The following is a 19,699-nucleotide window of genomic DNA, read 5'->3' on the forward strand; positions in this document are numbered from 1 at the left end:
GGCAGGTTCAAGCCCATCATATAGGCTTTAGCCCGATTTGCAGTAGGTGCTTGTTGTCAACTTTCGTGCCCCCGAGCCTTCCACCTGTCATTGCCAACTGGTTTGCCAAGCGCGGTTGGTCGCCGCGTCAGCACCAGCTCGATGTGCTAGGGAGCTATCAATCGGGCGCGAGCCAGTTGCTGATCGCGCCGACCGGCGCGGGCAAGACCATGGCCGGGTTTCTCCCGAGCCTCACCGATCTCGTCGACGGCAAGTTCGAGGGTCTTCACACCCTCTATATCTCCCCGCTTAAGGCTCTCGCCGTCGACGTCCATCGCAACCTCTCCAACCCCATTATCGAAATGGGCCTGCCTATCCGGGTCGAAGCGCGCACCGGCGACACCTCGGCGAGCAAGCGCGCCCGGCAGCGGCTGAAGCCGCCGCACATCCTGCTCACCACGCCCGAGCAATTGGCGCTGCTCATTTCCCATCCCCATGCCGAATTGATGTTTGGCACACTCCGCCGCGTCGTTCTCGACGAACTCCATGCGCTCGTGACCAATAAGCGCGGCGATCTCCTGTCGCTCGGCCTAGCCCGGCTTGCCCGCCTCGCGCCCGAGATGCGGGTAACAGCCCTTTCGGCCACCATTGCCCGCCCCGATCTCCTCCGCGATTGGATCGCCGAACCGGTCCCCAACCGACACACCGATCTCCTCCGCATGACCGGTGGCGCGCCGCCCGAACTCGCCATTCTCGAAACCGAGCAGCGCCTCCCCTGGGCCGGGCATTCGGCGGGCTATGCCCACCACGATCTCTACGAAACCATCAAGGCCCACAAGACGACGCTCCTCTTCGTCAACACGCGCTCCCAGGCCGAGATGCTGTTCCAAGGTCTTTGGGACATCAACGAAGACATGCTGCCCATCGCGCTGCACCACGGTTCGCTCTCGGTCGAGCAGCGCCGCAAAGTCGAAGCGGCCATGTCCGATGGCAAGCTCAAGGCCGTCGTCTGTACCTCGACGCTCGATCTCGGCATCGATTGGGGCGATGTCGATCTCGTCATCCAGATCGGCGCGCCAAAAGGCTCCTCGCGCATGCTGCAACGCATCGGCCGTGCCAATCACCGGCTCGACGATCCCTCGCGCGCGCTTCTCGTGCCGTCCAACCGCTTCGAGGTGCTTGAATGTGAAGCGGCCGTCGAAGCGGTTTCGGAGGGCCATCAGGACAGCGAGGACCCGCATCCCGGCGCCTATGACGTCCTCGCCCAGCACGTTCTCGGCATGGCCTGCGCCGAGCCCTTCTTTGCCGATGATCTCTATGCCGAAGTGATCCGCGCCTGGCCCTATCGCGATCTCGAGCGCAAAAAGTTCGATCGCATCCTCGATTTCGTCGCGACCGGCGGCTATGCCCTCCGCGCCTATGAGCGCTACGCCCGGCTGCGGCAAAACGAGGATGGGCGCTGGCGTCTGTCGCATCCTTCCGTCGCCCAGCAATACCGGCTCAATATCGGTACCATCATCGAAGAGCCCATGGTCCGCGTGCGCCTCATTCGCTCCAAGGAGCAAAAGCGCGGGCGGACGACGGGCCCGATCGGTTCAGGCGGTCGCGTGCTCGGGGAAATGGAAGAGTACTTTTTCGGCCAGCTTGTCCCCGGCGACACTTTCGTCTTCGGCGGCGAGATCGTCGCCTTCGAGGGCATCAAGGACAATGAGGCCTTCGTTTCGCGCGCCTTTGCCAAGGACCCCAAGGTGCCGTCCTATTCCGGCGGCCGCTTCCCGCTCTCGACCTATCTCGCGGAGCGCGTTCGCCGCATCATGGATACGCCAGACGAGTGGCATAAACTCCCCAACCAGGTGAGCGACTGGCTGCACCTGCAGCGCGATTTCTCGGTCTTGCCGCGGCGCGATAGCCTCCTCGTCGAAACCTTTCCGCGCGGCTCCAATCATTTCCTCGTCTGCTATCCCTTCGAGGGACGTTTGGCGCACCAGACGCTCGGCATGCTGCTGACCCGGCGGCTCGAACGCATGCGTGCCCGCCCGCTCGGCTTCGTCGCTTCCGAATACTCTTTGGGGATCTGGGGGCTGGGCGATCTTTCGGCGCTGATCCGCACCGATCGTCTCTCGCTCGACGAACTTTTCGACGAGGACATGCTCGGCGACGATCTCGAATCCTGGCTCGATGAATCGGCGCTGATGAAGCGCACGTTCCGCAACTGCGCCATCATTTCCGGCCTCATCGAGCGCCGGCATCCGGGCAAGGAAAAGTCCGGCCGCCAGATCACGATGAGCTCGGACATCATCTACGACGTGCTCTATCAGCACGAGCCCGACCATATCCTGATCGAAGCCACCCGCCGCGACGCTGCCCGCGGCCTTCTCGATATCGAGCGCCTGGGCCAGATGCTGGCGCGCATCAAATCCCATATCGTTCATAAGCCGCTCACGCAGATTTCACCGCTCGCGGTGCCCATCATGCTCGATATCGGCAAGGAACCCATTTTCGGAGAAGCCCGCGAATCGGCTATGGCAGACGCAGCAGAAGAACTCCTGCGCGAGGCCGTCGGCGAGATTTGAGGATCGCCCCAGCGGGTCCGCCAGACCTTCCGATCGGGTGACGAAGAAACCATATGCTCAGCGCTGCCTCCGATATTTCTCCGCTGGAGTCCCCTGTGCTGCGCTTTGCCGGCCACAATTTCGAGCCTCTCCCCTCTGGCGGCCTTTACTGGCACGCGCGGCAGACCCTGCTCGTGGCCGACCTCCATTTTGAAAAAATGGCGAGCTTTGCGCGCCGCGGCCAGATGCTGCCGCCGTACGATACGGGAATGACGCTGGCGCGGCTCGAAGCCGATCTTCGCCGCACCGGCGCAAAAAAGTTGGTGGCTCTCGGCGACACCTTCCATCGCTCTGATGCGAGCACTCTTCTTGGCGCCGCCGAACGGCTGCGGCTCGACACGATCGTCGAAACCATCGAGTGCACCTGGCTTTCGGGCAATCATGATCCAGTGCCCCATGTCATCGGCGGCATGTGCTGCGCCGAGCTCGAACTGGACGGGCTTTCGCTGACCCATGAACCGAAGCGGGGTAAAGCTGGTCTCGTCGCCGGCCATCTTCATCCCGCGGCGCGCATCGCTGTGTCCGGCCGCACCGCCCGCAGCGCCTGCTTTGTCCACGACAATCGCCTGATGATCCTGCCTGCCTATGGCAGCTCGACCGGCGCGCTCAATATCCTGTCGCCGGCCTTTGTCGGGCTCTTGCACTGGCCTTCGGTGGAAGTGACGATGCTCGGGCGCGATCGGACCTATCCGGTTTCGCCCAAGCGGCTGGTGCGGGGCTAGGATCGGATATTCCCCCTCACCGACCCGGCTCTGCCGGGCCACCTCTCCCCGAGAGGGAGAGGAATAAAGGGGGCAGCAGTATATTCTTCTCCCTCTCGGGGAGAAGGTGGCGCGCAGCGCCGGATGAGGGGGGAAGTTGTCGAGGGCGGCTACCGCCGGAACAGCACCCCACCGAGCCAACCGGTAAACAGCGCCAGCACGACGCAGGCAATGCCATAGAGCAACGGCGACTGCGTTGCCGATTGTGCGAGAAACCGCTCGAAATCAATCTTGCGTACCGCAAAGCCTTCGGACTTGCGCGCGATGATCTGGCCGTTCTTGAACACATAGGTCTGGGCGATATAGGGCCCGGGGGGCGCGCTGCTCGGCAGGGTCAACTGCGCTGAATAGAACGTGTCGGACATGAACTGGACGCCGTTTTCCTGCACGCCGAATAAGCCATCCTGCGACATCAGCCGGATCAGTTCGCGCCCAAATTGCAGCGTCTTCATGAAGCCGGCCGGGTTGGGCGCCATGGCATGGGCTTCGGGCAGGATGTAATTCTCGTTGAGGAGGTTGATGTCGGCGATCTCGATCAGCCGCTTGCTCGAAAGCACGTGGAAATAGCTCGGAAAGCGCTTGAACTCGACCTGCTCGGTATTGAGCCAGATGCCAAAATTATGCGTCATCTCGCGCGCGACGCGGTTCTGCGTCGGGCCAAGGATCACGACGACCACGTCGAACGGTCCCTGAACGACGCGCTCCGTCGATCCAGCATCGGGCGCGATCGTGCCGTAAAAAGTCAGCCGCTCGCCGTCAAAGCTCGAGGTGATCTGGATCGTGTCATTGGAAATGCCTGAAACCAGCCGTTCGGCTTGGACGGGCAGGACGGGAAGCAGCAGCGCCAGGATAAAAAGCCAAAGCCGTTTCATCGCGCCACTGCCATCGAGAACACATCGCTCGGGGTCAAGACCAGCGATAGCCCGAAGCGAATAGCGACGGCGAGGACGAGGAGGGCGAGAAGCCCGCGCAATTGTTCGCCGCGCAGGTGCTGGCCTGCCGCAGCGCCAAATTGTGCGCCGGCCGTGCCGCCCACCATCAGGCAGAAGGCGAGGAGAATATCGACGCTCTGGCTTTGCACCGCATGCATGATTGTCGTTGCCGCCATCATGGCGACGACTTGGGCCAGCGACGTACCGATGACGACATTGCCGGGAACGCGCAAGAGATAAACGAGCGCTGGCACCATGACGAAGCCGCCGCCAATGCCGAGGAGCGAGCCGACGAAGCCGATGAAGAGCCCGATCAAGAGGACCGGCAGGACGCTGATATAGAGCCGGCTTTTCTTGAAGCGCACGCGCCAGGGCAGGCCATGGATCCAGCTGTGTTGGTTTGGCTGACGGTCGCGCACGACGACGCCCTTGCGCTGCTTGAGGAGCGCACGCACTGACTCCTGCAGCATCAAGGTGCCGACAAAGCCGAGCAACACAACGAAGCCGACCGCGATGACGAGATCGAGCTGGCCATTGGCGCGTAGGATCGAGAAGGTCGCGACGCCCCCGAAAGCGCCGAGAATGCCCGACAGGATGAGGTACATCGCCAGATGCAGGTCGATGCCGCCGCGTCGATAGTGGCTGAGCGCCCCTGAGGTCGAGGCAGCGACGACCTGGCCGGTCACCGAGGCAACGGCGACCGAAGTCGGGACGCCGGAAAAAATCAACAGCGGGGTTAGAAGAAAGCCACCACCGACGCCGAACAGTCCCGACAAGAAGCCGACTGCCCCTCCGATCCCCACGAGGAAAAAGAGGTTCACGGAAAGCTCGGCGATCGGCAGATAGATCTGCAAGACCCTGGGTCCCGTCTGGTCTGGTGTTTGAGCCTTAAGCTAACGGTTAGACCGTCAACAAGTGGTCAAGGTTCCAGAAAAACAGGTCAAAATTTTATCGATCCGTAGGATTTTTTGTGCACCGCCGTCTGGCTAGTTCGCCACAGGCGTCGCCATCAGCTCCCACACATTGCCCTCGGTGTCCTCGAAATAGGCCGAATAGCCCCATTCTGATTCCGTGCCCGGGGTGATGATGAGGCCGCCACCGATCAGCACGCGCTCAAGGATCGCATCGACTTCCTCGGCGCTGTCAGCGCGGTGGCTAAGCACGAAGCCGGGGGTGCCTTCGAGCGCCTCGGGCTTGCCGGCAGTCAGGGCAATCTGCTCACGCGGGAAGAGGACGAAGGAGAAATTGTCATCGAAAAAGAAGGCGATGTGATCTTCACCCGCGCCGATCTGCTCATCGGGAATGTCGAACAATTCGCGATAAAACATAAAGGCGCGTTCGAGCTCGTCCACCCCGATGGTGATGATGTTGATTTTCGGCTTCATGGCGCACTCCGGTTTCGCGGTGGCCTCGTCTAGGCTTTTTCTGCCCCGGTGGCAAAGAGCGCTTCGAATTGCCCTTCTTCGATGCGGGCAGCCGCGATGACAGCCTGGGTACGGCTATCGACATCGAGCTTTTGGAGGATGGCGGAGACGTGGGCCTTCACCGTCGCTTCGGAAATGGACAGTTCATAGGCGATCTGCTTGTTCATCAGCCCATCGCTGAGCATCATCAGAACACGGACCTGCTGCGGGGTGAGGGCCGCAAGCCGCTTCATCAGCGCAGATTGTTCGTCCTCGCCGGTCAGGGTCGTGCCCTTAGGTATGAATACTTCCCCCGCGAGCACTGTCTCGATCGCACGCCGGATCTCCGTCGGACCTTCGGACTTGTGAAGATAACCCGAGGCGCCAAGCTCGAAGGCGCGGCGCACGACGGTCGCATCTTCGACCGCGGAAATGATCATTACCGGAATATCGGGATATTGCGCCCGCACCAGCAAAAGACCCGAAAAACCCCGCACGCCCGGCATGTTGAGGTCGAGCAGCACTAGGTCGCAATCGCGGTCGGCATCGAGCGATTTGCTCAACGCGTTGAGGTCGCCTGACTCCTCGACATGCACGGTCGCATCCCCTCCCGCAAGCGTCTGGCGCAGGGCTGCGCGGAACAGCGGATGGTCGTCGACGATGATGATACGGCGGCGAGTCATGGGCGTTTGGAACTCCAGAAGCGATCAAATGACGAGAAAACCATCGTTTCAGGCCTTCAGCATTCGCATAATGCAGCGATGCTTAACGGGTTCTTTACCATGTTTTCCCAAAAGTAACCTTTAGACCTTCGNTGCTGCTTCGGCTTGGCACCAGCGAGTTGACAGGGACTGCCCATGGCCCGCGCCTATCCACAATCGGACTACGCAGACGCCGCCCACGAACCGGGAGCTGGCGACTGGCAGGCATTGCGTGGCGAACTGGTCGCCTTGCTCGATCAAGTCGAAAGCCGGTTTGGCGCGAGCGCGTCGCCAGCCAATGGTCTCTCGACCCGCGTCAAGCACTTACGCGATCAGGTCGGCACCCCGGACACATCCAATCGCCGTCGCGAAGCGCTGAAAAGCGTCAAGCGCGCCGTTGATCGCTTCAATCATCAGGATGACGATGCCGATGATCTGACAGCGGCCATCAATGAAATCCGCTCCCGCCAGGGGCCAGCAGGCGTTTCGCTCCTCGATCGTCGCCCGGCCGACATGCCGGACTATCGCGATCTCTCCGTGCTCGTCTCGGGCATCGGCGATCGCATCGGCAATCTCGAAGGCCAATTGCGCACCGTCCGCAACGGTTCGGAAGAGGTGCGCGAAGTCGCAAGCCAGGTCGAGCAACTGACCCAGGTCGTTGAACTGCTCGCCGGTGCCGTCGGCGAAACCGGCCAGGTCAAGCGCTTGGAAAAGCAGATCGCGGCGCTCGGCGCCATGATCGAGCAGGGTCCGCGCGTCGATCTCAGCGCCGTCAATGCCCGTCTCGACGACGTGTCCAATACCGTCGCCAAGCTTGCCGAACTCCAGGCCCAGCAGATGGAACGTGAAATCGTGCGCGAAGAACGCGCCGAGGCCGCGCCCAAGGGCAAGTCCATGGCCAAACTCGAACCGGCCATGGCCTCGATCGAAGCCAATGTCCGCAGCGTCTATGATCGCATCGATGCGATCGAGCGCAATATGAGCATTTCATCCGGCGATTTCGAACGCCTGACCGGCGAAATGGCCGCGGTCACCCAGGCTCTGCGCGATCACTCCATCAACCCCGACCTCATCGTCTCCCGCGTCGATGCACTTGCCGATCGTCTCGAACAGAGCGGCAGTGGGTCGGGCGACGTGCTTGCCCTCAAGGATGATATCGCCGCTCTCAAGCAGGCCGTCATCAACGGCATGGAACCGCGCTTTGCGAGAATCGAAAGCCAGATCGAAGCGCTGAGCACCAAGGTCGTGCCGGTCGATACCGGCGCGGTCGAAAGCCAGCTCAAGCGCCTGATGGTCCGGATGGACGAAGCCGGCGCCCAGCTCGATGGCCTTGCCCGGCTCTATCACGATGCCGGCGACAAGCCCGATTTTGAGCAGCTCGCCACACTCGTCGCCGAACGCACCAGCGACGCCATGAGCCGCAAGGCGCCTGCGCCGGTCGCCATGTTCGGCCCGGAAAGCCTTAAGACCATCGAAGATCGCATTTCGAGCCTCGTGCGTTCGGTGTCGAAGACCCCAGACGCCGACACTCTCGCGCAGCTCATCGCCGAAAAGGCTTCGGCTGCCGTCGCCAAGTCCGGCACCACCGCGCCCGCGTTCAATCCCGAAGGGTTCGAAGCGCTCGAAAAGCGCATGACCGCCGTCTTCAACACCGCAGGCAAAGATACCGCCGAACGTCTCGCGCGCCTCGAAGCGGCCCTCGCCGCGCGCAATGCTGCGCCGACCGCCGCACCGCGCGCCGAAGCGCCCGCTGCTGCACCGGCCCCAAAGGCACCGGCCTATGTCGAGGACGACGATCTCGACGTCCAGTCCTCGCGGCTTGACCAACTCCTCTCGCGCCTCGATGCCCGTCAACGCGACGATGCCATGCCGGCCAATCCGGCGGACGAAGCGCCGCTGGTCGATCGTGGTTTCAAGGAAGCGCCCAAAGCCAAGGCTGCGCCTGCCGCTGCACCACGCCCCGCCGCCAAGCCAGCGCCCAAGGCCGAAGTGCGCCCCGAAGTTCCTGCCTTCGATCCCGAAAAGGTCGAGCGTCCGCCGCGCCCGCAATCGAGCTTTGCAGCCGAAAAGGAAAGCTTTGGCGCGCCACGCGTCGATGCCGCTCCCGCTGTCGAAGCGCCGCAGACCAATACCAGCACCTTCGTTGCCGCCGCGCGCCGTGCTCAGCGCGCCCGCCAGGAATTGCCCGCTGCGCCCTCGGGGTCGGATTCGATCATCGGCCGTGCCCTGGCGCGCGTAAAGCCGCAGCCCAAGGCCGAAGCCGCTGCCGTCGAAACGCCCGTGGCGCCCAAGCCGGAAAAGCGCCGTCCGCGCCAGCCTGCGCCAGAAGTCGCCGCGCAAAGCGCCGAAGACACCGATGAGGCTCAGCCAAGCTTTCTCGTTCGCTATCGTCGCCCGCTTCTGCTAGCGGCGGCCGTCGTGGCCGTGTCCATGCTGACGCTCAATCTCGTCATGCAGCGCATGCGCGAGGATACGGCGGCTCCTGCGGCGGTCGAATCGACCGCGCCCGACGCCACGCCGGAAGTGAGCTCGCTCACTATTCCGGTTGATCCTGCACCCTCGACCCAAACCTCCGAACTGATCGCGCCGCGCGTCATCGACATGGTCGATGCCACTTCGGTCGGCGCCATCAATCCGGGCGAGCGCATGTCGTTCTCGCGCGCCCCGGAAGTCACGCCTATGCCGCCGGCGCTTTTCGCCGAACAGGCCAAGCCGCTGTCGACGACGGCTGAATCCGTCATCGAGGAAAACCCGGTCATCGGCGCGCTCAATCCTGCTGTTCAGGAAACCTTCGATCTGCCGCCCGAAGCCGTTGGCCCCGAGGCCATGCGCCAGGCCGCAGCCGATGGTGACGCCCGCGCCCAGTTCGAAATCGCTGCCATCTATACCGAAGGCCGCGCCGTCCCGGCCGACCCCAAGGAAGCGGCCGTCTGGTACGAACGCTCCGCGGCCCAAGGCTTTGCCCCGGCGCAGTACCGTCTCGGCAGTCTCTATGAAGCGGGTACGGGGGTCGACAAGGACCTCGATATGGCTCGCCTGTGGTATCAGCGCTCCGCCGATGCCGGCAATCGCATGGCCATGCACAATCTTGCCGCGCTCTATGCCAGCGGTCAGCTTGGCGATCAGCAGTTCAACCAGGCTGCGGAATGGTTCGAGCGCGCCGCACAGCGCGGCATGACCGATAGCCAGTTCAATCTCGGCATGCTCTATGCCCGCGGCCTTGGCGTCGAACAGGATTTCGAAAAGTCCTATAAGTGGTTCTCGCTCGCCGCCAAGCGCGGCGACGCGGATTCGGCCAAGGCCCGCGACGATATCGCCAAATCCCTGACTGCGGATGCCGTCAGCCGCATCACTGCCGAAGTCGATGCCTGGAAGGCCGAGCCGATCGAGCTCGAAGCCAACTTTGCACCCATCGGCACCTGGATGAAGGATTTCAATCCCGGCGATGCGATCACGAGCAAAGAGGTGATCGCCCGCGTCCAGGAAGTGCTGACGCGCCTCGGCTACGATATCGGCAGCCCGGACGGCGTCGCCGGCCCCAAGACTGCCGAAGCGATCAAGACTTTTGAACGCGGCACCGGCATGAACGAAACCGGCAAGATCAATCCGCGGCTTCTGGCCGTGCTCGGCAGTCAACCTGTCTGAGGCGCAGCCAACAAAAAGCCCCGCGCAAGCGGGGCTTTTTGTATTGGCACGATGCTAAAATCCGCCGCCGGTCTTGAAGCCACCGTGTTTTCGCGTGCCTGCGCTGCCCGTGCGCGGTCGCGAAAATCCGCCACCACTGCTCGAGCCCCCGCCGCTCCAGCCGCCACCGAACCCACCGGGCGCCCGTGGCTTGCGATTGCCCGACGATCCACCGCCGCCGCCAAAGCTGTTGTCGGGCCAGTTGAAGCCGCCGCCGCCTTCCCAGGGCGAGCCGCCTTGCCGTGACGAAGAATTGCCCGCGCCCCATTCGCTCCCCGGCGTCCAGTTCTGGCTCTTGCGCCACTGGTCCCAATAGCTTGCCGCCGAAATGCCGCCGCGCAGGAAATCGTTGAGCAGATCGCCCACGAGCCTATCCTCGCGAAAGGTCGAGCGCGGATCGTCGAACCGCTGCTTCTTGAATTCCCACTGGATGTCTTCGAGCTCACGCCGCCGCGCCGCAAGCGTCCGGGCGCGATCGCGAAGGTCGCGGCTTTCTTCTTCTTCTTCGCGCATGCGTGTGCGCGCATCATCGATCTGGGCAACGATCGTATCGTCCTGACCAGTGCGCGTGCGGCGCGCTTCGGCGAGAAGCGTCTGGATATCTTCTTGTCCCAAGGCAGCGGCGAGCGCGGCCGCGGCCGAACTCAGCACGGGATTGTCGCTGCCATTGAGGTCCTGCAGCGACTGGGCCGCGGCATCGCGCTTGTCTTCGGCTTCGACGATTGCGGCATCGATCGCATCGACATCGGCCTGCGCCTTTGCCCGCGCTTCGCGCAGCGGTTTGCCGCCGGCCGCATCCGCCGCGGCATCGGCAAAAGCGGCGAGCTCGCCTTCTGCTGCTTCCGCGCCCGCCGCTTGCCGCTCGGCATGTTCGCGAAGGCGAAGCGGGATATCGTTGAGCATGGCATAGTTTGGCCGTGCCTTGGCAAAGCCGACAAGCCCCGCAACGAGGCCATCGAGATAGCGCGTGAGATTGCCGCCACGATAGGCGCTGGTCCCAAAGCCATTGTCCCAGAGATAGATGAAGAGCGGATCGTCGCGATAGGGTTTGCCCTTTTCCTCGCGATCGGCTTCCGCCTGCTTGGTCTTGTCGAGCGATTGATCGGCAATTTCGGCTAGTGCCGCTGCGGCCGTGCGTTTCTCGATATAGGCCGGATCAGCCTCGAGCCGCACTGCGACCTCTTTGAGAAGCGCGTCGAGCGCCTGCTGTTTTTCAGCCAGCACGGCGACGGCATTGGCGCGCCGCTCGATCAGCGACACGCGCCCGGCCTCAAAGCCGTCGAGCGTCTTCTGTGCGCCTTCGATAGCCTTACCATGCGTTTTCAGCGTCTCGCGGGCGCGCACTTCGGCACTCGAAATCCGTCCGTCCAGTTCGCGCTGGATCGATGGGTCGAGCCGCAATTGCGCAAGCTGGCGGAACAGCTCCGCCTCGCTTTCCTTGACCTTGGCGATGACTTCGGAGGAGCGCGCCAGCCGGCGGGAGATTTCATCTTCTTCGCGGCGAATATCGCGCATTGCCTCTTCAAGGCTGGCGAGAGCCTGTGGACCGCCTATGCTCATGCCATCACCACTGCGTCACGGTGCCCTTGAGCACCGGCATCTGATATTCCACCTCGAGGAAACCGTCCGATTTCCGGCCCACTTCATTGGCCTGGATGATGCCATCGTCGCGCTTGTCGGCGGCGACAGCATTATAGACGCCTTCCGAGACGCGCTGGCCCCATTGCGCAACGACCTCGGTCTTGCCAGTTTCCTCGTTGAGAATGGGCAGGCTCAAAACCTTGCCATCGGGATCGATGGCTTCGACGACGAGATAATAATTGGTCGCGTCGGTGTTAATTTCCGGAAAGGTCCAAAAGCCCGATTGAACGTCGGAGCGATTGACGACCTGCACCACGTATTCCTGGCGGAGTTGATCGCGTAGTGCCGTAAGCCGCGCGACGATATCTTCGGCGCCAGTGCGATTGCCTTCGGCCGCAAAAGCCTTGCCGCGGCTGACGAGGCTATCGGCCTGCACGACGGCCTGCTGCACCTTGGTCTCATCGAATATGGTCTTGTAGAGAGCATCCATCTGGGCCGGTAGGCCCTCGCTCAGTTCCACCTGATCCTGATGAGCGCGACCTTCCGCGAAGGGTCGCACGACCCCGAAATAGCCAATGGCAAGGACTACAATCACGCCCACGACGATAAGGGCAGGGCGCCCCCAGCGCTTGCGGCTGACATAGAGGCGCGCCAGCGTCGTCTTGAAGCTTGGCGATGGCGGGTCATAGGCAAAGCGGCTTTCGGCCAGCGCCTCGACGCCTTGCTTGAGGATGTGATCGGGCACTTCGATCCCCTGCTGGCGATAGATCTCGCGCAGGCGTTCGATTAGCTGCGCTTCGCGCGCCGCGCCGTCGAGTTCGCGCACAGCCAGATCCTGTCGATGGCGCAGTGTGTCCACCACGTCCATCGCCAGCATGACTTCATCGAGAGGGGCAGCCGTCTTGGCCGTCGCGTCACTCATCCTCTGGGCCTATGTCTCCACCGGGCCCGATCAGTTCTTGGTTTCAAGCAGCAGGGCATTGCCCTCGGCCGCTAGCGTTGCGAGTCGGCGCTTGCCATCCTCGACGGCATCGCGGATTTCGGCCGAATTCTTGGTCGAAGCCACGCGCATCTCGTTGATGATCGTGCGGCTCTTTTCTTGGAAATTGACGACGCTATCGACGAGCTTTTTCACCGCATCGGCGCGCACCGTCGGACCATAGCCAGCCCTGACTGCTTCTTCCTGCACCTTGTCGCCGATCTCGGAGAGCGTTTCCAAGCTCTTGGACATCCCTTCCTTCATCGCGTTCAGCGTCGCGGTCGATTCATGGAGGCCGAACATGCCGGTGAACGAGGCGGAGAGTGCGGTGAGCACCGTCTCATTGGTCGAAAAGAACGAGATCGACTGCTGATAGACGCGCTCCTTGGCATTGGTCGTCTGCATCAGCCGCGCCATCACCACTTCCGAGGTGTTGTAGGAAATGGTCAGGTTGTCCGAGAGGTCCTTGGCAATCTGATAGCGCTTTTCTTCATTCTGCATGTCGCGCAGTTTTTCGTCGCGCGCCATTTCAAGACGGGCGCGATCAGCCGGCGCCGTACCGGCAAACCCCGTCACTTCGTTAGAAGCGGCCTGGAGGATGTTCTTCTTTTCCTCTAGGCGCTTTTCAGCGACCGCCAGCACTTCAAGCGCCATGACTTCCGATTGCTTAAGCGCCCCGCGGAAATCGCGATAGGCTTCCAAAATCGTCTGTTCGCGATCGATCTGATCCTTGGTGTCCTTGGTGACATCGAGATAGGTGTCGCGGATCTTATTGAAGCGCGTCGCGATATCGCCGCGGCTCACCTTCATCCAGACGTTCGATGCGCGCTCGAGCAGGTCGAGCTTATTGTCTTCCAACTGGTCGACCATGCTCTTGGCATCGTCGCGAATGGAATCAAAGCCCTTGGTGATCTCTTCGTAGCGCTCGCCGATCTTCATGGCGGCGACCTGTTCGCGCACCACTTCGTTGAAGGCGCTCGCCTGGGAGAGCGTGCGGCCGATCAGGATGACGCGCGTTTCGTCGAGTTCGGTAATCTGTTGCAAGAGGCCCGTGATTGGCTGCTCGCCCTGGTTTTCCGGCCAGATGCCGAGGTCGCGGATGGCGTTGACGGCCTTGTCCAGATATTGCAGCGGCCGTTCCGTCACGGCACTGGTCGTGGTCTGCGGCGCGGTGGTCACTTGGTCGGTCATCGATCGCTCCCTGTGCATTTGGCGGCCCATCGAGGCCGTGGGGTGCCCATGCACCCTAGATTGCGCGGGAAGCCTCCGCTGACAATTGCATCGCCTCGCTCCCGCAACTATTTAGTCCATATTGGTGCGAAAAAGCCGCACGTAAAGACTGGGGTCTGCGACGATGATTTTGCCCAATTTTGCCAATCCACAAAAACGTCTTCGCGACGCGGTTTCCGCCTGATGGAGTTCGGTGGCCGCTATCTCATGTCCGCTCCGCGCACCCGCATCTGGGAGGCGCTGAACGACCCCGCCATGCTCAAGGCTGCTATCCCCGGCTGCAGCCATATCGGCTGGTCCGGCGAAAACGCGCTCGACCTTGAGATCAAGGTCAATCTCGGCGTCATGCACCCAACCTTTAAAGGCGAGCTGACGCTGTCCAATATCGTCCCGGCCGAGAGCTACACATTGTCTGGTCGTGGCAAGGGCGGCTTCATGGGTCTCGCCGAAGGCAGCGCCGATGTCACGCTCGCCGATGACGGCCCCAACACCATCCTCACCTTCACCGCCAATGGCGGCGCGTCGGGCCAGATCATGAAGCTCGGCAAGGCGCTGATTGGCAATTCGGCCCAGCGCATTATCGATGGCTTCTTCGAGCGGTTCGGTGCTGCGGCCGGTGTCGAGGTCACCCCGCTGCCGCGCGCTTAACCCGGCATTTACCCTAAGATTTGATTGCCGCGGCGCAGCCACATTCCAGCCCCGGCCCGTGCGTTAGAGACACGCCCATCAACCATTTGCAATTTGTCTCAAAATGAATATGACCAGCCAAACGCGTGACGGCATCGCGCTTTATCTCATTGCCGCAGTGGCCGTTCTCTGCGTGCTTTATGCCGATGTCGATCTCGGCACGCTGTTCCACGCGATCCTTGCGCGGTGGTAGTCATTTCCTCGTCGCGCTCGGGTGACAGAATATGTCCCCGAGAATTTTGACCATCCGGAAAAATAATAGCCGATCCCTCTTGCGGGGCGGGTCATTCAACGATTTTATTCTTTGTTAGGACATTGGGACTGGCCCCGAGGGGGTGCCAGGCCACACGATGTCAGACAGGGAGACTAAATCCATGAATTTCTCGACCCTCACCAAGGCTCTGTCCGGTGGTCTTGCTCTCAGCGCGATCCTGACCGGTGTGGCCTTGGCCGATCCGGCCGTGATCTATGACCTCGGCGGTAAGTTCGACAAGTCGTTCAACGAAGCGGCCTATAACGGCGCCGAAGCATGGAAGGCCGCCACCGGTGGTAGCTTCCTCGATCTCGAACTGCAGAACGACGCGCAGCGCGAACAGGCCCTTCGCCGCTTTGCCGGCCAGGGTGCAAACCCGATCGTGATGGCCGGCTTCTCCTGGACTGCCGCGCTCACCGCCGTGGCGCCGGAATTCCCCGATACCAATTTCGTCGTGATCGACACCGTCGTCGACGCGCCCAACGTGCAGTCGATCCTTTTTGACGAGCACACCGGCTCGTTCCTCGTCGGCGTTCTCGCAGCCATGAAGTCCGAAACCGGCACCGTCGGCTTTGTCGGCGGCATGGACGTTCCGCTGATCCACAAGTTCTATTGCGGCTATGCCCAGGGCGCCAAGGCTGCGAACCCGGACATCAAGCTGATCGAAAACTACACCGGCACCACGCCTGCCGCCTGGAATGACCCGGTCACCGCCGGCGAACTCGCCAAGGCTGCCGTCGATGCCGGCGCTGACGTCGTCTACGCAGCCGCCGGTGGTTCGGGCCTCGGTGTTCTCCAGGCCATGAAGGATGCTGGCAAGTTCTCGATCGGTGTCGATAGCAACCAGAACTACCTCCAGCCCGGTTCGGTCCTGACCTCGATGCTCAAGCGCGTCGATGTTGCCGTCCAGAACGCACTGACCGAAGCTGCTGACGACGCGACCTTCAAGCCAGGCCTCACGGTTCTCGGCCTTGCCAATGATGGCGTCGGCTATGCGGTCGACGATAACAACAAGGACCTGCTCACGCCCGAAATGATTGCGGCGGCCGAAGACTACAAGGCGAAGATCATCGCCGGTGAAGTCACCGTCCACGACTACACCACCGACTCGGCTTGCCCGCTCTAAGCGCTCGGCATGAGTGAGAACACCATGAACACGCAGCGGCCGGAAACGGCCGCTGTACCTCAACCGGCCAATGGCTGGGCGATCGAGCTTGAAAAGATCAACAAGCGGTTCGGCGCGGTTCACGCCAACAAGGACATCGATCTGAAAATTGCACGCGGCACCATCCACGGCATCGTGGGTGAGAATGGCGCGGGCAAATCCACGCTCATGTCCATCCTCTATGGCTTCTACACGGCCGACAGCGGCACGATCCGTGTCAATGGCGCCGAAGCCAATATCGCCGACAGCCGGCAGGCGCTCGCGCTCGGCATCGGCATGGTGCACCAGCATTTCATGCTGGTCGATAATTTCTCGGTCCTCGAAAACATCGTGCTCGGCGCCGAAGATTCCGGCTTCCTCAAGCCCAGCCTCAATCGTGCCCGCAAGGAACTCGATCGGCTCGAAAAGGAATATGCGCTCGAAGTCGATCCCGATGCCATTATCGAGGATATTTCCGTCGGCCAGCAGCAGCGCGTCGAAATCCTGAAGGCGCTCTATCGCGGCGCCGAAACCCTCATTCTCGACGAGCCCACCGGCGTCCTTACCCCCAAGGAAGCCGACGACCTCTTCCGCGTTCTCGAAACGCTCCGCGCCCAGGGCAAGACGGTGATCCTCATCACCCATAAGCTGCGCGAGATCATGGCCATCACCGATAATGTCTCGGTCATGCGCCAGGGCCAGATGGTCGCAACCGTCAAGACCAGCGAAACCAGCCCAGAAGAACTGGCCGAACTCATGGTCGGCCGCCGCGTGCTCCTCCGCGTCGACAAGACCGCCGCCAATCCGGGCAAGACCCTCCTCGAAGTCCAGAATCTCGTCGTCGCCGACGATATGGGCGTCCCCCGCGTCAAGGATGTTAGCTTTGCCATTCGTGCCGGCGAAATCGTCGGCATTGCGGGCGTCTCCGGCAATGGCCAGTCAGAACTCCTCGAATCCATCACCGGCATGCGCGATCAGAAATCGGGCACGGTCATCCTCAACGGCAAGCCACTCTCGCTCGAAGGCGATGATGGCGCAGCCCGCGCCCGCCAGGCCGGCCTCGCCCACGTGCCTGAAGACCGCCAGCGCATGGGCCTCGTCACGACTTTCCAGGAATGGGAAAACGCCATTCTCGGCTATCACGACAAGCCCGCCTATGGCTCCGGCGCCTTCCTCGATATCGCCGCCGCCAAGAAAGCCGCCGCCGATCAGGTCAAGCTTTTCGACGTCCGTCCGGCCAATATCAATCTGAAATCATCGCTCTTTTCCGGCGGCAATCAGCAAAAGATCGTCCTTGCCCGCGAAATGGAGCAGGACCCCGATGTGCTGATCATCGGCCAGCCGACCCGCGGCGTCGATATCGGGGCCATCGAATTCATCCACAATGAAATCATCAAGATGCGCGACGAGGGCAAGGCGATCCTCCTCGTCTCTGTCGAGCTCGATGAAATCCGCTCCCTCGCCGATCGCATCCTCGTCATGTTCGATGGCGTCATCGTCGGCGAAGCCGATCCAGCCACGGCCACCGAAGGCGAACTCGGCCTGATGATGGCCGGCATCAACAAGACCGCGCCCCGCACCATCGGCATAGCCGAACAGGGACCTCTTCCATGAGCGCAAGCAGACCTCTTCCGCGCTGGGCTGATATTGCCCTCCTGCCGGCCCTAAATCTTCTTCTCGCCTTCCTTGTCTCGGGCCTTGTCGTGCTGCTCGTGGGCGAAAATCCGTTCCACGCCATTCAGGTCATCCTTTATGGCGCCTTCGGCTATGGCGATGGTTTTGGCTACACGCTCTATTATGCCACCAATTTCATCTTCACCGGGCTTGCGGTGGCTGTCGCCGCCCATGCCGGGCTCTTCAATATCGGCGGCGATGGCCAGGCCTATGTGGCGGGCCTCGGCGCCGTCGTCGTTGCGCTGGCGCTCGACCAGACCCATTGGCTCATCGCCATGCCGCTCGCCGTCATCGCGGCCGGCGCCGTCGGGGGCTTCTGGGCTTTCGTGCCCGGCTGGCTCCAGGCCAAGCGCGGCAGCCACGTCGTCATAACCACCATCATGTTCAATTTCATCGCCTCGGCGCTGATGGTCTACATGGTCAATCGCGTGCTCAAACCCGCTTCGACCATGGCCCCGGAGTCCGAAACCATCGAAGTCGCCGGCCGCGTGCCGCAGCTTCGCCAGTTCTTCTCCTTCTTTGGCTATTCGCCGGTCAATCTCTCGATCGTCATCGCCATTGCGGCTCTGATCGGGGTCTATATCCTGATCTGGCACACCAAGTTCGGCTATGCCATGCGCGTCCTCGGCGCCAATCCGACGGCCTCGCGCTATGCCGGTATTTCAAATTCGAAGATGATCATGATCACCATGACCATTTCCGGCGCCCTCGCCGGCATGGTGGCGATCAATGAAGTCATGGGCGTGCAAAATCGTCTCGTGCTCGATTTCGTCGCCGGTGCAGGCTTTGTCGGTATCGCCGTCGCGCTTATGGGCCGCAATCACCCGATCGGCATTGCGCTCGCCGCCATTCTTTTTGGCGCGCTTTATCAGGGCGGGCAGGAATTGCAGTTCGTCATTCCCGGCATTACCCGCGAAATGATCGTCGTGATCCAGGCCTTGGTCATTCTCTTTACCGGCGCCATGGAAGGGCTTTTCCGCACCTCGCTCGAGCGCGCCTTCATGCTGCTCTCGCCCGAGCAGAAATCCGAAGCCATTGCGGTCTCGACCGCCAAGCCGGAGAGCTGAGATGGATCTCGCCGTCATTCTCTCCGTCCTCGATGCCACGATCCGTCTCTCGACGCCGCTCCTCCTCGCCTGCTTGGCGGGGCTCTATTCGGAACGAGCCGGCATTTTCGATATTGGCCTCGAAGGCAAGATGCTCGCCGCGGCCTTTGCGGCCGGCGCCGTCGCCGCCATTTCCGGCTCCGCTTGGCTCGGCCTCATGGCCGGCATGGCCGTTTCGCTAGCAACGACGCTCTTGCAGGGTGCAGCCGCCATCACGCTCAAGGGCAATCAGTTGATTGCGGGCGTCGCCATTAACATGCTCGCGGCCGGCATGACGACCTTCCTCGGTCAGACATGGTTCAGCCAGGGCGGCCGCACGCCAGCACTCTCCGAAGGCGGCCGCTTCTCGCCCATCACGTTGCCCTTCGCCAATGAACTCGCGGGCGTGCCCATTCTCGGCCCGATCTATTCCGAGCTGATTTCGGGCCATTACCTTCTGGTCTATATCGCCTTTATAATGGTGGCAGTGACGGCCTTCGTGCTCTACCGTACCCGCTTCGGCCTACGCCTCCGCGCAGTCGGCGAAAATCCCAAGGCCGTCGACACCGCTGGCATTTCGGTGGTCAAGCAGCGCTATCAGGCCATCATCATCACCGGCCTTCTCTGCGGCCTCGCCGGGGCTTATTTCTCGATCGCCCAGGGCTCGGGCTTTGGCAATAACATGACCGCCGGCAAGGGCTATATCGCCTTGGCCGCGCTGATCTTTGCCAAGTGGAAGCCGGTGCCCGCCATGTTCACCTGCCTCCTCTTCGGCTTCCTCGATGCGCTGCAAATCCGCCTGCAGAATTTCGAGCTGCCAGTCATCGGCGTCGTCCCCGTCCAGGCCATCCAGGCTTTGCCCTATGTTCTTACAGTCGTGCTCCTCGCCGGCTTCATCGGCAAGGCAGTCGGCCCCAAGGCAGGCGGCGTGCCCTATACGAAGGAGCGCTGAGGGAGGCTGGGACGTGCTTCACCTCTCCCTTTGGGGAGAGGT

Annotated in this window: 16 protein-coding genes; 9 read left to right on the top strand and 7 right to left on the bottom strand. The window is 62.0% G+C overall.

The features are described from left to right. Positions 1-50: 50 nt before the first annotated feature. Together ASE94_RS04120 and pdeM are read left to right on the top strand one after the other, a co-directional pair. Positions 51-2,552 (top strand): ligase-associated DNA damage response DEXH box helicase, encoded by a 2,502-nt coding sequence (locus tag ASE94_RS04120; protein WP_062629317.1) that lies wholly within the window; start codon positions 51-53, stop codon positions 2,550-2,552. 53 nt (positions 2,553-2,605) lie between these two features. Continuing rightward, a complete protein-coding gene (pdeM, locus tag ASE94_RS04125) occupies positions 2,606-3,313 on the top strand; it encodes a ligase-associated DNA damage response endonuclease PdeM (RefSeq protein WP_062629318.1) in 708 nt (235 codons plus the stop codon). Between the two features lie 149 nt (positions 3,314-3,462). Here pdeM and ASE94_RS04130 read toward each other — a convergent pair whose 3' ends face one another. The 4 genes from ASE94_RS04130 to ASE94_RS04145 all read right to left on the bottom strand — a co-directional run bounded on the left by ASE94_RS04130 (position 3,463) and on the right by ASE94_RS04145 (position 6,370). After that, a complete protein-coding gene (locus ASE94_RS04130) occupies positions 3,463-4,224 on the bottom strand; it encodes a TIGR02186 family protein (protein ID WP_062629319.1) in 762 nt (253 codons plus the stop codon). Beyond that, positions 4,221-5,138: a sulfite exporter TauE/SafE family protein gene (locus tag ASE94_RS04135; protein WP_061907625.1), complete on the bottom strand. Its 918-nt coding sequence runs from the start codon at positions 5,136-5,138 to the stop codon at positions 4,221-4,223. Before ASE94_RS04135 ends, ASE94_RS04130 begins: the two co-directional genes overlap by 4 nt. Positions 5,139-5,270: 132 nt before the next feature. Then, positions 5,271-5,669, bottom strand: coding sequence for a VOC family protein (locus tag ASE94_RS04140; protein ID WP_062629320.1), 399 nt, complete (start codon positions 5,667-5,669; stop codon positions 5,271-5,273). 29 nt (positions 5,670-5,698) lie between these two features. Then, positions 5,699-6,370: a response regulator transcription factor gene (locus tag ASE94_RS04145; RefSeq protein WP_061907627.1), complete on the bottom strand. Its 672-nt coding sequence runs from the start codon at positions 6,368-6,370 to the stop codon at positions 5,699-5,701. 174 nt (positions 6,371-6,544) lie between these two features. On the opposite strand from ASE94_RS04145, the gene ASE94_RS04150 reads away from it, so the two are divergent. After that, positions 6,545-10,033 carry a peptidoglycan-binding protein gene (locus ASE94_RS04150; protein WP_062629321.1) on the top strand — a complete coding sequence of 1,163 codons (3,489 nt, stop codon included), beginning with the start codon at positions 6,545-6,547 and terminating at the stop codon, positions 10,031-10,033. A 54-nt stretch (positions 10,034-10,087) separates the two neighbouring features. On the opposite strand, the gene ASE94_RS04155 is transcribed toward ASE94_RS04150, so the two are convergent. The 3 genes from ASE94_RS04155 to ASE94_RS04165 are packed head-to-tail and all read right to left on the bottom strand — an operon-like array spanning position 10,088 to position 13,823. Beyond that, a complete protein-coding gene (locus tag ASE94_RS04155) occupies positions 10,088-11,632 on the bottom strand; it encodes a hypothetical protein (protein ID WP_156351839.1) in 1,545 nt (514 codons plus the stop codon). A 4-nt stretch (positions 11,633-11,636) separates the two neighbouring features. Further along, positions 11,637-12,575 (bottom strand): DUF6384 family protein, encoded by a 939-nt coding sequence (locus ASE94_RS04160; protein ID WP_061907630.1) that lies wholly within the window; start codon positions 12,573-12,575, stop codon positions 11,637-11,639. A 30-nt stretch (positions 12,576-12,605) separates the two neighbouring features. Continuing rightward, complete coding sequence (locus ASE94_RS04165; RefSeq protein WP_062629323.1) at positions 12,606-13,823, bottom strand: hypothetical protein; 1,218 nt, start codon at positions 13,821-13,823, stop codon at positions 12,606-12,608. Positions 13,824-14,069: 246 nt separating this feature from the next. On the opposite strand from ASE94_RS04165, the gene ASE94_RS04170 reads away from it, so the two are divergent. The 6 genes from ASE94_RS04170 (at position 14,070) to ASE94_RS04190 (ending at position 19,657) form a co-directional block, all read left to right on the top strand. Then, positions 14,070-14,510 (top strand): carbon monoxide dehydrogenase subunit G, encoded by a 441-nt coding sequence (locus ASE94_RS04170; RefSeq protein WP_162236041.1) that lies wholly within the window; start codon positions 14,070-14,072, stop codon positions 14,508-14,510. 109 nt (positions 14,511-14,619) lie between these two features. Next, positions 14,620-14,742, top strand: a complete 123-nt coding sequence (locus ASE94_RS21570) for a hypothetical protein (RefSeq protein WP_280137162.1) — start codon at positions 14,620-14,622, stop codon at positions 14,740-14,742. Between the two features lie 181 nt (positions 14,743-14,923). Next, positions 14,924-15,928, top strand: a complete 1,005-nt coding sequence (locus ASE94_RS04175; RefSeq protein ID WP_061907633.1) for a BMP family ABC transporter substrate-binding protein — start codon at positions 14,924-14,926, stop codon at positions 15,926-15,928. Positions 15,929-15,952: 24 nt separating this feature from the next. After that, positions 15,953-17,560: an ABC transporter ATP-binding protein gene (locus ASE94_RS04180; protein ID WP_061907634.1), complete on the top strand. Its 1,608-nt coding sequence runs from the start codon at positions 15,953-15,955 to the stop codon at positions 17,558-17,560. Further along, a complete protein-coding gene (locus ASE94_RS04185; RefSeq protein ID WP_062629325.1) occupies positions 17,557-18,687 on the top strand; it encodes an ABC transporter permease in 1,131 nt (376 codons plus the stop codon). The genes ASE94_RS04180 and ASE94_RS04185 overlap by 4 nt, the downstream gene beginning before the upstream one ends. A gap of 1 nt (position 18,688) precedes the next feature. After that, positions 18,689-19,657 carry an ABC transporter permease gene (locus ASE94_RS04190; RefSeq protein WP_062629326.1) on the top strand — a complete coding sequence of 323 codons (969 nt, stop codon included), beginning with the start codon at positions 18,689-18,691 and terminating at the stop codon, positions 19,655-19,657. Positions 19,658-19,699 lie beyond the last annotated feature (42 nt).

Origin of the sequence: Devosia sp. Leaf64 (assembly GCF_001421945.1) — a bacterium.
Taxonomy (GTDB): Bacteria; Pseudomonadota; Alphaproteobacteria; order Rhizobiales; family Devosiaceae; genus Devosia.

Coding starts and splice junctions, on each gene's coding strand:
- pdeM (WP_062629318.1), top strand. CDS start 2,606: ATGCTCAGCGCTGCCTCCGATATTTCTCCGCTGGAGTCCCCTGTGCTG.
- ASE94_RS04130 (WP_062629319.1), bottom strand. CDS start 4,224: ATGAAACGGCTTTGGCTTTTTATCCTGGCGCTGCTGCTTCCCGTCCTG.
- ASE94_RS04140 (WP_062629320.1), bottom strand. CDS start 5,669: ATGAAGCCGAAAATCAACATCATCACCATCGGGGTGGACGAGCTCGAA.
- ASE94_RS04145 (WP_061907627.1), bottom strand. CDS start 6,370: ATGACTCGCCGCCGTATCATCATCGTCGACGACCATCCGCTGTTCCGC.
- ASE94_RS04150 (WP_062629321.1), top strand. CDS start 6,545: ATGGCCCGCGCCTATCCACAATCGGACTACGCAGACGCCGCCCACGAA.
- ASE94_RS04155 (WP_156351839.1), bottom strand. CDS start 11,632: ATGAGCATAGGCGGTCCACAGGCTCTCGCCAGCCTTGAAGAGGCAATG.
- ASE94_RS04160 (WP_061907630.1), bottom strand. CDS start 12,575: ATGAGTGACGCGACGGCCAAGACGGCTGCCCCTCTCGATGAAGTCATG.
- ASE94_RS04165 (WP_062629323.1), bottom strand. CDS start 13,823: ATGACCGACCAAGTGACCACCGCGCCGCAGACCACGACCAGTGCCGTG.
- ASE94_RS04170 (WP_162236041.1), top strand. CDS start 14,070: ATGTCCGCTCCGCGCACCCGCATCTGGGAGGCGCTGAACGACCCCGCC.
- ASE94_RS21570 (WP_280137162.1), top strand. CDS start 14,620: ATGACCAGCCAAACGCGTGACGGCATCGCGCTTTATCTCATTGCCGCA.
- ASE94_RS04175 (WP_061907633.1), top strand. CDS start 14,924: ATGAATTTCTCGACCCTCACCAAGGCTCTGTCCGGTGGTCTTGCTCTC.
- ASE94_RS04180 (WP_061907634.1), top strand. CDS start 15,953: ATGAACACGCAGCGGCCGGAAACGGCCGCTGTACCTCAACCGGCCAAT.
- ASE94_RS04185 (WP_062629325.1), top strand. CDS start 17,557: ATGAGCGCAAGCAGACCTCTTCCGCGCTGGGCTGATATTGCCCTCCTG.
- ASE94_RS04190 (WP_062629326.1), top strand. CDS start 18,689: ATGGATCTCGCCGTCATTCTCTCCGTCCTCGATGCCACGATCCGTCTC.